The organism is Agrobacterium vitis, from assembly GCF_013426735.1.
Classification (GTDB): domain Bacteria; phylum Pseudomonadota; class Alphaproteobacteria; order Rhizobiales; family Rhizobiaceae; genus Allorhizobium; species Allorhizobium vitis_D.
This window is the reverse complement of record NZ_AP023272.1, coordinates 1303366-1316942: the sequence shown is the minus strand read 5'-3', so window position 1 is coordinate 1316942 and position 13577 is coordinate 1303366. Positions and strand designations below refer to the sequence as shown.

General features: G+C 56.7%; 14 protein-coding genes and 1 tRNA gene. 14 read left to right on the top strand and 1 reads right to left on the bottom strand.

The genetic code is table 11. The features are described 5' to 3' along the window. The 9 genes from H1Y61_RS05895 (at position 1) to H1Y61_RS05855 (ending at position 9489) form a co-directional block, all read left to right on the top strand. Entirely contained in the window at positions 1 to 831 is an 831-nt protein-coding gene (locus H1Y61_RS05895) for a carbohydrate ABC transporter permease (protein ID WP_174111586.1), read from the top strand. A gap of 12 nt (positions 832 to 843) precedes the next feature. Further along, a complete protein-coding gene (locus H1Y61_RS05890) occupies positions 844 to 1842 on the top strand; it encodes an ABC transporter ATP-binding protein (protein ID WP_156554543.1) in 999 nt (332 codons plus the stop codon). After that, positions 1839 to 2615 (top strand): L-iditol 2-dehydrogenase, encoded by a 777-nt coding sequence (locus H1Y61_RS05885; RefSeq protein WP_174111587.1) that lies wholly within the window; start codon positions 1839 to 1841, stop codon positions 2613 to 2615. The genes H1Y61_RS05890 and H1Y61_RS05885 overlap by 4 nt, the downstream gene beginning before the upstream one ends. Positions 2616 to 2923: 308 nt before the next feature. Beyond that, complete coding sequence (locus H1Y61_RS05880) at positions 2924 to 4411, top strand: mannitol dehydrogenase family protein (protein WP_174111588.1); 1488 nt, start codon at positions 2924 to 2926, stop codon at positions 4409 to 4411. Between the two features lie 11 nt (positions 4412 to 4422). After that, positions 4423 to 5097 (top strand): HAD family hydrolase, encoded by a 675-nt coding sequence (locus H1Y61_RS05875; RefSeq protein WP_174111884.1) that lies wholly within the window; start codon positions 4423 to 4425, stop codon positions 5095 to 5097. A 223-nt stretch (positions 5098 to 5320) separates the two neighbouring features. Next, the gene (locus H1Y61_RS05870; RefSeq protein WP_180574003.1) at positions 5321 to 6892 is read left to right on the top strand and encodes an FGGY-family carbohydrate kinase; all 1572 of its coding nucleotides are present in this window, start codon (positions 5321 to 5323) and stop codon (positions 6890 to 6892) included. Between the two features lie 224 nt (positions 6893 to 7116). Then, positions 7117 to 8313: a tRNA 2-thiouridine(34) synthase MnmA gene (gene mnmA, locus H1Y61_RS05865; RefSeq protein ID WP_174111885.1), complete on the top strand. Its 1197-nt coding sequence runs from the start codon at positions 7117 to 7119 to the stop codon at positions 8311 to 8313. A gap of 158 nt (positions 8314 to 8471) precedes the next feature. After that, a tRNA-Met gene (locus tag H1Y61_RS05860) sits at positions 8472 to 8548 on the top strand. Positions 8549 to 9165: 617 nt separating this feature from the next. After that, the gene (locus H1Y61_RS05855; protein ID WP_180574002.1) at positions 9166 to 9489 is read left to right on the top strand and encodes a helix-turn-helix transcriptional regulator; all 324 of its coding nucleotides are present in this window, start codon (positions 9166 to 9168) and stop codon (positions 9487 to 9489) included. 560 nt (positions 9490 to 10049) lie between these two features. Here the strand turns inward: H1Y61_RS05855 and H1Y61_RS05850 are convergent. Continuing rightward, positions 10050 to 10418 (bottom strand): helix-turn-helix domain-containing protein, encoded by a 369-nt coding sequence (locus H1Y61_RS05850; protein WP_070166672.1) that lies wholly within the window; start codon positions 10416 to 10418, stop codon positions 10050 to 10052. Positions 10419 to 10572: 154 nt separating this feature from the next. Here H1Y61_RS05850 and H1Y61_RS05845 point away from each other — a divergent pair, with 154 nt between their 5' ends. Genes H1Y61_RS05845 through H1Y61_RS05825 form a run of 5 tightly spaced genes read left to right on the top strand, consistent with a single transcriptional unit; the run spans position 10573 to position 13570 of the window. Next, positions 10573 to 10869 (top strand): helix-turn-helix domain-containing protein, encoded by a 297-nt coding sequence (locus H1Y61_RS05845; RefSeq protein ID WP_180574001.1) that lies wholly within the window; start codon positions 10573 to 10575, stop codon positions 10867 to 10869. Beyond that, the gene (locus tag H1Y61_RS05840) at positions 10866 to 11228 is read left to right on the top strand and encodes a hypothetical protein (RefSeq protein ID WP_070166670.1); all 363 of its coding nucleotides are present in this window, start codon (positions 10866 to 10868) and stop codon (positions 11226 to 11228) included. Before H1Y61_RS05845 ends, H1Y61_RS05840 begins: the two co-directional genes overlap by 4 nt. A 2-nt stretch (positions 11229 to 11230) precedes the next feature. Continuing rightward, positions 11231 to 11692 (top strand): hypothetical protein, encoded by a 462-nt coding sequence (locus H1Y61_RS05835; protein ID WP_180574000.1) that lies wholly within the window; start codon positions 11231 to 11233, stop codon positions 11690 to 11692. After that, the gene (locus H1Y61_RS05830) at positions 11689 to 13206 is read left to right on the top strand and encodes a DNA-binding protein (protein WP_180573999.1); all 1518 of its coding nucleotides are present in this window, start codon (positions 11689 to 11691) and stop codon (positions 13204 to 13206) included. The genes H1Y61_RS05835 and H1Y61_RS05830 overlap by 4 nt, the downstream gene beginning before the upstream one ends. Further along, complete coding sequence (locus H1Y61_RS05825; RefSeq protein WP_180573998.1) at positions 13154 to 13570, top strand: hypothetical protein; 417 nt, start codon at positions 13154 to 13156, stop codon at positions 13568 to 13570. Before H1Y61_RS05830 ends, H1Y61_RS05825 begins: the two co-directional genes overlap by 53 nt. The last annotated feature ends 7 nt before the right edge of the window (positions 13571 to 13577 follow it).

Below are 13577 nucleotides of genomic sequence, written 5' to 3'. Positions count from 1 at the left end.
ATGGCACGCGCAATATCCAACAAACGTAAGCTGACCTTTACCCTGATTGCCTGGGCCATTGGCTTGCTGATGTTCTTCCCGATCCTGTGGACCTTCCTCACCAGCTTCAAAAGCGAGGGCGATGCCATCGCCTCGCCTCCGGTGTTCCTGTTCTTCCACTGGACCACGGAAAACTATGTCGAGGTGCAAGGCCGCTCAGACTATTTTGCCCACTTCATGAACTCGGTGATCATCTCCTTTGGCTCCACGCTTCTGGGGCTAGTCATTGCCATTCCGTCCGCTTGGGCCATGGCATTTTCGCCCACCAAGCGCACCAAGGATGTGCTGATGTGGATGCTTTCCACCAAGATGATGCCGCCCGTGGGCGCGCTGATTCCGATCTATCTGCTGTTTCGCGATGGTGGATTGCTCGATAGCCGCATCGGTCTGGTCGGCGTGCTGACCATGATCAACCTGCCGATCATTATCTGGATGCTCTACACCTACTTCAAGGAAATTCCGGGCGAAATTCTGGAAGCCGCCCGCATGGATGGCGCATCCTTGATCAAAGAAATCATCTATGTGCTGACGCCGATGGCCGTGCCGGGCATTGCCTCGACCATGCTTTTGAACATCATTCTGTCGTGGAACGAGGCGTTTTGGACCCTCAACCTCACCACGTCAGTGGCGGCACCGCTCACCACCTTCATCGCCTCCTATTCCAGCCCCGAAGGCCTGTTTTACGCCAAGCTCTCGGCTGCCTCCACCATGGCGATTGCTCCAATCGTTGTGCTCGGATGGTTCAGCCAGAAACAGCTGGTGCGCGGGCTCACCTTCGGCGCGGTTAAATAAGGATCACATATCATGGGCAGTATTCAGCTTAAAAACGTCTCGAAAGCCTTTGCCGAACACAAGGTTATTCCCGGCATTGATCTGGAGATCAACAATGGCGAATTCGTTGTGTTTGTTGGTCCCTCCGGCTGCGGCAAATCCACCCTGCTGCGGCTGATTGCCGGGCTGGAGGACACATCGGGCGGCAAGATTTTCATTGACGGCACCGACGCCACAGACCGCAAACCGTCCGAGCGCGGCCTTGCCATGGTGTTTCAATCCTATGCGCTTTATCCGCATATGAGCGTGCGCTCCAATATTGGCTTTCCGCTGAAAATGGCGGGCATGGACAAGGGCGAGATTGACAAGAAGGTCACGGACGCCGCCCGCATTCTTAACCTCACGGATTATCTCGACCGCAAACCGCGCCAGCTTTCTGGCGGTCAGCGCCAGCGTGTGGCGATTGGCCGGGCGATTGTACGCTCACCCTCGTGCTTTTTGTTTGATGAGCCGCTCTCCAATCTGGATGCCGCGCTGCGCGTCAACATGCGGCTGGAAATCACCGAGCTGCACCAGAAGCTGGGCGCGACATCCATCTACGTCACCCACGATCAGGTCGAAGCCATGACTATGGCCGACAAGATTGTGGTGCTGAACAAGGGCCGGATTGAGCAGGTTGGCTCGCCAATGGAGCTCTATCACAAGCCCGCCAATCTGTTTGTCGCAGGCTTTATCGGCTCACCGAAAATGAACCTGATTTCTGGGGAGACAGCTGCGAAATATGGAGCGACCACCATCGGCGTGCGTCCGGAACATGTGACGCTCTCCACCACCGATGGCGCGTGGAAAGGCAAGGTAACGATTGCCGAACATCTCGGCTCCGACACCCATTTGCATGTTGATGTTGAAGGCCTCGGCCATCTCACCGCTCGTGCGGATGGCGATTTCACCGCCCGTCACGGCGACACGGTGTTCATCACCCCGGATGACAGCCGCATTCATCGTTTTAATGAACAGGGATTAGCAGCATGACTGGCAGGTTAGACGGAAAATCCGCCCTGATTACCGGATCGGCCCGTGGCATTGGCCGCGCTTTTGCGGAAAGCTATGTGCGGGAAGGTGCGACGGTTGCCATTGCCGACATTAATATGGAACGGGCTTTGGAGACAGCCAAAGCCATTGGTGAAAAAGCCTATGCCGTGCATCTGGATGTGACCAATCAGGCCTCTATCGACGCTGCCATCAAGGCGGTGGAAGAGAAAACTGGCGGCCTCGACATCCTCATCAACAACGCTGCCCTGTTTGATCTTGCGCCCATCGTGGACATTACCCGCGAGAGCTATGATCGGCTGTTTTCCATCAATGTTGCTGGCTCACTCTTCATGCTGCAAGCGGCGGCGAAATCGATGATTGCCCGTGGCAAGGGCGGCAAGATTATCAATATGGCCAGCCAGGCCGGGCGGCGCGGTGAAGCGCTGGTGGCGGTCTATTGCGCCACCAAGGCGGCGATTATCTCAATCACCCAATCGGCAGGGCTGGACCTGATCAAGCATGGCATCAATGTCAACGCCATCGCCCCAGGCGTGGTTGATGGCGAGCATTGGGATGGTGTGGATGCGCTGTTTGCCCGCCACGAGAACCGCGCCCCCGGCGAGAAGAAAAAGCTGGTGGGTGAGGCTGTTCCGTTTGGCCGCATGGGGACGGCGCAGGATCTCACCGGCATGGCGATTTTTCTGGCCTCAAGTGACGCAGATTATGTGGTGGCCCAGACGTATAATGTTGATGGCGGCAATTGGATGAGTTGAGATGGTCTGTTTGCTGAGGCGTTTTGTGCAATGGGCTTCGCACCCCCTCATCCCCCTGCCGGGGACTTCTCCCCGCTGGGGAGAAGAGACTTTGTGGATATGGCGGAACTCAAAAAGCAACTGCTTCAAACCGCATCCAGCAAACATCGGCAAAATAAAGCATGGGACCGTACAACCTGCCTCTTCTCCCCAGCGGGGAGAAGGTGGCGGCAGCCGGATGAGGGGGGCGAAGCCACCAAGCCACACGCTCCATCTCCGACATTGCACCGCCTCACCCATTTCCCAAAATTCATTCAGGACCTAACCCAATGACCATAAAACTCTCCCTTTCCACCCTGCCCGACGCCTCCACAAAGGCCGCCATCCCGACATATGCCCGCGAGGCCCTCACCCCCGGCATCCTCCATTTCGGCGTTGGCAATTTCCACCGCGCCCATCAAGCGGTTTACCTGCACGAGCTGTTCAACCTCGGCAAAGACCTCGATTTCGCCATTGTCGGCGCGGGCGTGCTTCCCTCCGATGCCACGATGAAAGACAAGCTGGCAGGCCAGGATTACCTGACCACCGTGGTGGAACAGGATGTGGCGAAAAGCGCTGCCACCGTCACCGGTCCGATGGTGGATATGATCGCGGCACCGGATTTTGACGGCATGATTGAAAAGCTGGCTGATCCTGCCATTCGCATCGTCTCAATGACCATCACCGAAGGCGGTTATTTCATCGATCCCGCCACCGGCCATTTTGACCCAAAACACCCGGCCATCGTGACTGACGCCCAAAACCCCGCCCAGCCGAAAACCGTCTTCGGCCTGATCATCGCAGGCCTCAAGGCGCGCCGCGCCGCCAATATCCCACCCTTCACCGTGATGTGCTGCGACAATATCCCCGGCAATGGCGAGGTGACGGAAGCCACAATCATCGGCCTTGCCAAGCTTTCCGATCCCGATTTTGCCGATTGGATTCACCACCACGTCGCCTTCCCCAATTCCATGGTGGACCGCATCACCCCTGCCACCGGCCCGCGCGAAATCGACATCACCCGCGACACCTATGGCATTGATGATGCATGGCCGGTGTTTTGCGAGGAGTTCAAGCAATGGGTGCTGGAAGATAAATTCCCGCTTGGTCGCCCTGCCTTTGAAGAGGTTGGCGTCACCTTTGTGGAGGATGTTGCCCCCTATGAATTGATGAAGCTGCGCATTCTCAACGGCGGCCATGCGGCCATTGCCTATCCCGCAGCACTGATGGACATTCACTTCGTGCACGAAGCCATGGAAAACCCGCTGATCCGGGCTTTTCTTGCCAAGCTGACCCATGATGAAATCATCCCGGTGGTGCCACCCGTGCCTAACACCAGCTTGCAGGACTATGCCACGCTGATCGAGAGCCGCTTCTCCAACCCCAAGATCGGCGACACCATTCCGCGCTTGGCACAGGATGGCTCCAACCGCCAGCCGAAATTCATTCTGCCCTCAACGGCAGATCGTCTCGCCAAGGGGCTGGATGTCACCGGACTTGCCTTGGTGTCTGCCCTGTGGTGCCATTATTTTGAAGGCACATCCGATAGCGGCAAGCCAATAGTGTTCAACGATGCCAGTGCCGATCGTCTGCAAAAAACCGCCATTGCCTCACGACAAGATCCGCTGCTATTCCTAGCGCTGGACGATATTTTCGGCACCGTGGGACAAAATGAGCTGTTCAAGACGCGCTTTGCAAAAGCACTCTCAAGCCTTCGCACCCATGGCACAGCACAGACCCTGCAAAGCTACATCGATGGTGGCCTTGCCGCCGCATAAGGATTGATATGATGCACGACCCGGCCACCAAGCTGGTGATTTTCGATTGCGACGGCGTGCTTGTCGATAGCGAGCCGATTTCGGTCGAGGTCATGGTGACCGAGTTTGAAAAGGCAGGTGTGGCGATTGATGCCGATTATGTCTATCGCAACTTCCTCGGCCGCAGCATGGCAACGGTGGTGGAGACGGCCCGCGAGGAGTTTTCGTTTGCCATCGGTGACAGCTTTCTGGCCAGCCTGCGCACTCACCTCTATGAGCGCTTCCGGCAGGATTTAAAGCCCATTTACGGCCTACACACCGCACTGGATGACTTACAAAAAGCGGGCATTGGCTGGTGCGTAGCCTCCTCCAGCCAGCCAGATCGCATCGCGCTATCGCTCAGTGTCACCGGGCTGATCGAGCGTTTTCAGCCGCATATTTTCAGCGCCACCATGGTCAAAAACGGCAAACCCGCACCGGACCTGTTTCTCTACGCCGCCGAGAAAATGGCAACACAACCACACCAATGTGTGGTGGTGGAAGATAGCCCCGCAGGCCTCACCGCCGCCCGCGCCGCTGGCATGCGCGCCTTAGCCTTTACTGGCGGCGGCCATGCGACGGGCGAAATCTACCACGGCAGCATTGACGCCCTGAAGCCGGACGCCAAATTTGACGCCATGGCCAATCTGGTTCAGTTTGTTTTATGACGGTTTGTTCAAAAATTGCTGATGGCGTGGCGAAAATGGTAATTTCGAGAACCGGCGCGGAGCGTACTCAAGGACGTGAGCACAAGCATTTCCAGAAAAAGTACGAAGCAATTTTTCGTCCGGAAATGCGAATGCATCAAGCTCAGCGCAGAAATTGCCTTTTGCAGCCCGTCAGCCGCCATTTTGGGACGGACTGAAAGGATTAGGGCGGAAACAAATTCATATGCGAGATCATCTGATTGCGGTGGATGTCGGCACCGGCAGCGCGCGTGCCGGTGTCGTGACGCGCACCGGTCGCCTGCTGGCCAGACGCGAACACCCGATCCTGCTTTCACGCCCAAGCGATGAGCGCGGCGAACACAATTCCCAGGATATCTGGGAGGCCTGCTGCATCGCGGTCAAGGCAGCGCTTGCCGAAGCTGGCATCGGTCCCACAGCCATTGCCGGTATCGGCTTCGACGCGACCTGCTCACTGGTGCTGCTTGACAGCAGCGGCCAGCCGCTCTGCCTGAATGGAGAAGACGGTTTCGACATCATTTCCTGGCTGGATCACCGCGCCACGGCTGAAGCAGAGGAATGCGGGCGCATTGATCATCCGGTGCTGCACCACAATGGCCGGGTCATCTCCCCGGAAGCCGAAATCCCCAAGCTGATGTGGCTGAAACGTCATCGCCCGGATCTCTGGCAAAGACTGGGTTTAGCCTTCGACCTCGCCGATTTCCTGACCTGGAAGGCGACGGGCAGCCCGGCGCGGTCGCTCTGCACTCTGACATCGAAATGGACGTTTTTCGGCCATAGCAAGCCCGGCTGGCAGCAGGGTTTTCTGGACCGCGTCGGGCTGGATGACCTGGTGGCCCGCGCAGGCTTACCGCAAGAGGCGGTCGCGGTCGGCAAAAGCGTCGGCACACTCAGCACCGAGGCCGCAGACGCGCTGGGGCTTATGGCTGGCATTCCCGTTGCCGCAGGCATGGTTGACGCCTATGCAGGCGCACTCGGCGTGCTGGGATCGACGGATCTCTCAGACCCTGAGCTTAACCACGTGGCGATGATCGGCGGCACCTCCAGCTGCCTGATTGCACTCCGGCCCCAGCCTCTTTACGGTTTCAGCCTCTGGGGGCCTTATTTCGGGGCAATTTTCCCCGATCTCTGGCTGGTGGAGGCCGGACAATCGGCAACCGGCGCGTTGCTCAATCATCTTGTCCGCAGCCATGCGGAAGGCGGCGAGCCAAGCATCGACAATCATCGCCGCGTCATAGCCCGGATCGCTGCATTGCGCGCCGAGGAAGGCCCATCTTTCGCAGAGAAAATCAACGTCCTGCCGGATTTTCACGGCAACCGTTCGCCCTTTGCCGACCCGAATCTGACGGGAACAATCTCCGGCCTGACGCTGGATGCCTCGTTTGACGGGCTCTGCCGTCTCTATTGGCGCGCCTGCGTCGGCATCGTGCTTGGCCTGCGCCAGATCGTCGAGACACTCGGCAAGGACGGGATAGGCCCGCTGCGCCTGCATCTCACCGGCGGCCATGTCAAAAATCCGCTTCTGGTCGAGCTTTACGCCGAAGCAACCGGCTGCGAACTGGTGGTGGCCGACGGCACCGATGCCGTGTTGATTGGCACCGCCATCAATGCTGCCAGCGCCGCCGGACTTTATCCCGGCCTTGCTGAGGCAGGCGCAGCCATGGCTGAACCAGGGCGGCTCGTTGTGCCGAACCGGGATATGAAAGGTATTTACGACCGCGACTACGCGCGTTTTCTCGCCATGCAGCGGCACCGGGCCGAGCTGGATGCTATCTGAGCGGCAAAAGCACCACCATAACGGACACGGAAACACCGGTCTTGATTGCGCGGCCAATTGTTTCTATATCGGGCGGGAATTGGCTGATAGAATGATAAGCCAAGCTGCATCGTGCAAGCTGCATTGTGAATGACCCGCTTCTTCCTGCCCATGGCGTTGCTCAAGGCCCGCCCGCAGCAGCCGAGAACGGTCTTCTCGCAGACATTTGAGAAATGACGCGCCCCGTGAATACGCTGGATTTTGACAAGAGACCGGAAGATACCCGCGTTGTCGTCGCCATGTCAGGCGGCGTCGATAGTTCTGTCGTGGCCGGAGTGTTGAAACGCGAAGGCTATGACGTGCTGGGCATCACCCTCCAGCTTTACGATCATGGTGCCGCCGTGCATCGGGCGGGGTCCTGTTGCGCCGGTCAGGATATCGACGATGCGCGCCGGGTCTGTGAGACGCTGGGCATTCCCCATTATGTGTTGGATTACGAACAGCGTTTCCGCGACACCGTGATCAATCCGTTCATGGACAGCTATATCGCCGGTGAAACGCCGATCCCCTGCGTGGCCTGCAACCAGACGGTCAAATTCGCCGATCTTCTGGCCACCGCCCGCGAGCTTGGGGCCGACGCGCTGGCGACCGGCCATTATATCCGTTCACGCGCCACGCCCCTGCCGAACGATCCGGGCCATCGCGCCCTGTTTCGTCCCATCGACAGCGAGCGCGATCAGAGCTATTTCCTGTTTGCTACCACCCAGGAACAGATCGACTATCTGCGCTTTCCGCTGGGCGGCCTGTCCAAGGCCGAGACCCGCAAACTGGCCGAGGACATGGGCCTCGTCGTCGCTCAAAAAGCCGACAGCCAGGACATCTGTTTCGTGCCGCAAGGCAAATATGCCGATATCATCAACAAGCTGAAGCCGAACGCGGCATTGAGCGGCGATATCGTCCATCTCGATGGCCGGGTTCTGGGCCAGCATGAAGGCATCCTGCACTATACGATCGGCCAGCGCAAAGGCCTCGGCGTTGCCACCGGCGAGCCGCTTTACGTCGTTTATCTGGACGCCCGCTCGCGCCGGGTGATCGTCGGGCCGCGTGAAGCGCTGGAAACTCGCCGCGTCTATCTGCGCGACATCAACTGGCTGGGCGACCGCGCCATCGAGGATGAGGCAAGCGGCGGTTTTGCCTGTTTTGCCAAGGTGCGCTCCACCCGCCCCCCTGCTCCGGCCCATCTGCATGCCGATGAAACCGGCATCTATGTTGACCTCGATATGGGGGAAGCTGGCGTTGCGCCGGGCCAGGCCTGCGTGCTCTATTCGGGCGAAGGCGCCGACGCCCGCGTCTATGGCGGCGGCTTTATCGAACGCTCGGAACGCCAGGCCGAAGCCGAGACCTTCCTGAAGGCGCTTCTGGCGGGCGCACAAGCCGCCTAACCGCTTGTTGTCCCAAGGTAAAATCCGCCTGTTGCAAGAGGACCGCGACCAGCGGTCCTTTTTTGCATTTTGCCTGCTTGACTTTGCAACGACGCTCGCCTTATAAGCCGCCCATCGCTTCGGACAGCTTTCTCGACAAGCAAAAGTCCTTGAGGTGCGGCGGGATAGCTCAGGTGGTTAGAGCGTGGGATTCATAACCCCAAGGTCGGCGGTTCAAGTCCGCCTCCCGCTACCATTCTTCAAAAAACCAGACCTTTAAATATCAGTCATGGCTGGTTTTATTTTGCCGACTGTAGGGGGGTATTACCTTCTGGACATGAACCAGCCAAACGCGCTCCCGTCCAACCTACCGTAAAATAACGATAAACTTATGCTGCATGCCCCAACGGTCCGGGCGGTGAAATGCACATGGACAGGCTTAAAGGTCAAATTATCGCGCAATCTTCTGGACAGATTTGCGCATTTTTCACGCATTGTTCTGTCAATCATGCTGACGAGAACAACATTTTGAAGATAAAAGGAAAATCGCGATTGCGTATGGCCTGATCTCGTAAAATGGAGCGTTTAGGATCCGCCTTTTGGTGATGCCCCGGCGCGATGAAGATTTCCAAGGTGGGAAATCTCTTCCTACCTCGGCTCTAAACTTCTCACCTTAGCCACCCCTTTGAAAATCATGAGAATTTTCGGGTGGACGCCGTGCCCATGCAGCAGGAAAGGTGGGAAGCGCCAAAAACACGAAATTGACCACCTGAGGATTGTCTAACGGTTACCACAGCAACCCTACGGCAGTGGTTTCAGCCGCCGTACCGACACATAGCTTATCCCTGTACGGGTAGCGCGACGGGCGGCGGAATGGGCATTCTTAGATATAAAGTGCGGGCTTGGCGTAAGGCGGCTGAGATGACGCAAGCCGATCTCGCGTTGGCGACCGGGAAAACCGTACAGACAATATCAGCCTTGGAGCGCGGACGGCCTACCCGTCAGTCAACACTTGATGCCGTGGCTCGGGTGTTCGACGTTACGCCGGAAGCCTTGCGAAGCGATCCGCCAACCATGCTTATGTCCCCGGACGAGATCGAGGCTTTGGCGACGACAGGGCGGATTTTAAGCGCGATTGCCCAGATGGCGGCGGGGGGCGAGATATCCGGCCATTATATCTGGCGCTGCAAAGAATGAAGACGGCGTCTCGCAGACGCCAAACAGCTTACACTTATAACAGCCAACCATAAGATCGGCGATTTGCAGCTCGTCATTACTGAGCGATGATATCAGTGATGAGAGCTGCTTGCGCTTGACCATTTTTACCCCGCAAATCCAAGGGGTAATTTATATTAAGCTAATGTAATGGTGGTAATTTTTTTCTGCTCAAAAACTTAAAGTTTGGTAGGTGAAAATCAACCATTTACCATCGGTATTCGGGGGTAATTTTCCGTCCTAATTTTAAGTTCGAATATACGCATATCAGTTTGAAAAATAAAAGCTTTTGACTTCAAAGGCCGAAGGCGATTTATAGGCCTGCACAAGCGCATGTGGTTGTATTCTATGGGCGTTTAGTGTGGGGCAAGCAATGAACAGACGTGAATTTTTAGGGCTTTTGGCTGTTGGATCAGTGGATGTTAAAGTACGATCTAGGATGTCCAAAGCGCTCGATGAGTTAGAGGCATCGGTCAAGCAGATTTACGGCCCAAACATCCAGATAGATGTCTTTGAAAACGAGAGCCGCAGAATGCCGCTCCTTATCCACGCTGTATCCGCTTGAGATGCATTTGTGTGATTTCCATTATGTCCAGCTGCCGATTTTCAGGCAGCTGGCGGAAGTCGCGTAAGAGTTGAGCGTCGTTTTCGCTCAAGTCTTCGCTCGATAACGTAAACGTCTCGCCCTTGCCTGTCGTAAGCCAATTGAGATTTACCCCGAATCTTTCGTGGTAGACGGCGAGCGTAGAAGCGTCAGGTGTTCTTTCGCCGCGCTCGTAATAGGCAAGCGTGTTCTTGCTGATGCCAAGGCTATCAGCAAACTCCGACCGATCAGGGTCTCCCAATTTCCTTCGAACATCCCGAATCCTAGCGCCAAGATCCGTTTTCGGCTCGCTCTCGCTTTTCGCCAAATATCCACACCTAGAACCACAATTGCGTATTGATGATTACGCAATTGTGGTCTATCCATAGTTTTAGCAGCCCGCTTCGGCAGGCCGCGAATGTTACCAAACTACCAACAAAAAGCGGACGTTGCTGCGTCCGCTCTTGCTAGGAGTAATAGCTATGGGTGCCATCAATTGGACCCCGAAGCGGATACTTTGCGAGATCCAAGAGCGTGGCATGACGCTCGAACAATTCGCACTCCGCAACGGTCGCAACCCCGCCAGCTTCCGTCACATCTGGAAGCGTCCCAACGCCATCAACGAACAGATCGTCGCTGACTTCATTGGGCAGAAGGTCGAAACCCTTTGGCCGAACCGATATCCCAAAACCAAAACTCGTGTGTACGATAGCAAGAAACATGGGCCGTTAGAAAGTCAGAAATCTAATGCTGCTGTTGACAAGCGGGTGGCGGCATGACGGCCTGCGTGTCAGCAATGAAGAATGCGGCTGGAGAAATATCCAGTCCAACCGATATAGCCACAGCTCCCGCGTCAGCGTGGGCGACGGCAGCAAACGCTCCGGAGGCTTCCAGCATTCCTTCGGTCTCCCTCCTGTGCCTTTCTGAAATTGACATTCCTGCCAATCTAGCCCGAAGCCTCGACGCAGATTGGGCCGCCGCCCTGGCATTCGCGATTTCCAGACAGGAATCGGTCAGTCCGATCAACGAGCAAATCGTCGATGATCGAAAGAGCCATCTAAACCGGCATACCAAGTTTGCGCTGCTGGCGCACAAAGCCATTTATGCCCGCGCTTCTCGACGTCAGGGCTGCATTTGATCATGACGAAGCGCAGCGATCCGCACACGCTGGACCTTTTTCGCGATTACACGCCACCGGAAGTCGCGCCAGTCTTTGCTCCTGATGTGTCCAAAGGCGGTACGCTTGACGTGAAGATTTCTCGCGTCCTGTCTGAGGCCATGACTCTCAGCGGAAAAACCCGCGCTGAGATCGCGGCGGAGATGTCTGACTATCTCTCTCAAAAAGTGACCGAAAACATGCTCGATTGCTACGCTTCGCCAGCGCGCCGCGATCAAAAGATCACTCTTGAGCGCTTCATAGCTCTTGTCGACGTGACCGGCTGTCATGAGTTGCTCAATTTTGTCTCCGATTTCGCCGGTTTCGTTGCGGTACCCTCGAGGTATGCGGAGGTAATCCGCCTTTGGCAGACAGAGGAGCGCCTTGCCGAGCTGGAACGGCAACGCGCCGCGCTGCGGGGCCGCGTAGGAGGGTTGCTCAAATGACCTTCCTAACAGCTAAAGAAATAGCCGACGCTGGTGTACGCCTAAAGCTTCGGGCGCTTCCGCATACAAAGCGGGGCGTGCAGGACCATATTGATCGTCATGATTGGAAAAGCCTCTCAGACGATCTTTGCCGCAAGCGTGCAGGCCGCGAAGGCGGCGGTGGATTTGAATTTCATATCTCGCTTCTACCCGAAGCATTACAGGCTGCTTTGCACGGCGAACGCGTCCGTGAACTGGTGACAGCTAGCCAACAGGCAACGAAGTCCAAAGAGGTGACCGCCAGAGAAAAACTCTCCACAGCCACCCTATCGGCCCGTCAGCGCGATGTTATGAATGCCCGTTCGGCGATTTTGTCGGCAATCGAAATGCATCAGATCATTTCCGGTCTGTCCCTACGCCAAGCCATTTATTCTTTTCTCGCCGATCCAGCCGCGCTTGATGTTTCGGAAACCATTCTGATTACCGCCAATGATCGGACATCGGGAAAGGCGGTGGTCAGCCGTGCCACCTTGTACGAGTGGTTCAAGCTGCGCGATACGGTCGGCCTTGGTTCTCTTGCCCCTTTGCCCACTAAGGAAAAGCAGGAAGTGCCGTCATGGTTCTGGCAGTTCCTGCGGTTTTATGCCCAGCCGACCAAGCCCTGCCTAACCGATGCGTTAGAAAATTATTGCAAGGCGCTGCCATCGCATATCATGCCACCGAACTACGATCAGGTTCGCCGGTTGATGGCGCGGCTTGGCAATGTCGAAAAGCATCGTGGCCGCGAGGGATCTTTGACGCTGAAGAGCCGAATGGCTTTCACGATGCGCTCCACCGCTGATCTGTTGCCCGGTTGCGTTTACACAGCTGACGGCAAGACATTTGACGCCGAGATTGCCCATCCGATCCACGGTCAGCCATTCCGTCCAGAAATCACCAGCATCGTGGACGTTGCGACCCGGAAATGTGTTGGGTTCTCCTTTGGTCTTGCGGAAAACACCATCGGCGTCGTCGATGCGCTCCGCTATGCCTGCGAACAGAACGGCATTCCGGCGATCTTTTACGTGGATCGTGGACCGGGCTTTAAAAATGACGTTCTCGACAACGAGCTAACGGGTGTCACCGAACGTTTGGGCATCACCAAGCTTCACTCGCTGCCACAAAACTCGCAAGCCAGAGGCATTATCGAACGCTTCAATGGTTCGGTCTGGAACCCGCTATCGAAGGAATTCGAGACCTATATCGGCGCGGATATGGACAGGCAGGCCCGGCAAAAGACTTTCAAAACCACCCGTAAAGACATCAAGCAATTCGGCGCATCCAGCCGCTTGCCCACTTGGCAGGATTTCCTAACGGCCTGCGTCAATGCCGTGGCTTCCTACAATGCCAAGCCGCATTCGTCATTGCCGGGCAAGATGTCCCCGAACCAGATGTGGGAATATCATGTCTCCACGGGCTTCGAGATCGTGCCGGTTCTAGAGCATGAAAAGAACGACCTTCGAGAAGCGGGCAGCGTCTCGCGCCCGCCGCCTTAACGACCATCTGGCTGAAGTCGAAGCGGAGTTGTCACCAGCCCGCTATCTGGAAGCCACGGCTCAAGTCCCCTTGAAGACAATCGACGTGACACCGGAGCCTGTAGCCACTGGCCCGACGTTGGTTGTCAGTGATGGACAGGAAATCTCTCAAATCCCGCCGGTAGCGAGTGAGCAACCTCGCAAGCGGGGCTTTGCAACGGATGAAGAGCTTGCCGCATGGGCGCTCGAACATCCCGACCAAGTCACCAGTACCCACGTTCGCGTCTTGAGATCGGCGCTTCAACGCCCCGGCTCAATTGAACTTCTCCGACTGTCAGGCATCGACCTGGACGCGCTTCGAAACCTCATCCGCGCCGCTGCCTGACAGTCGT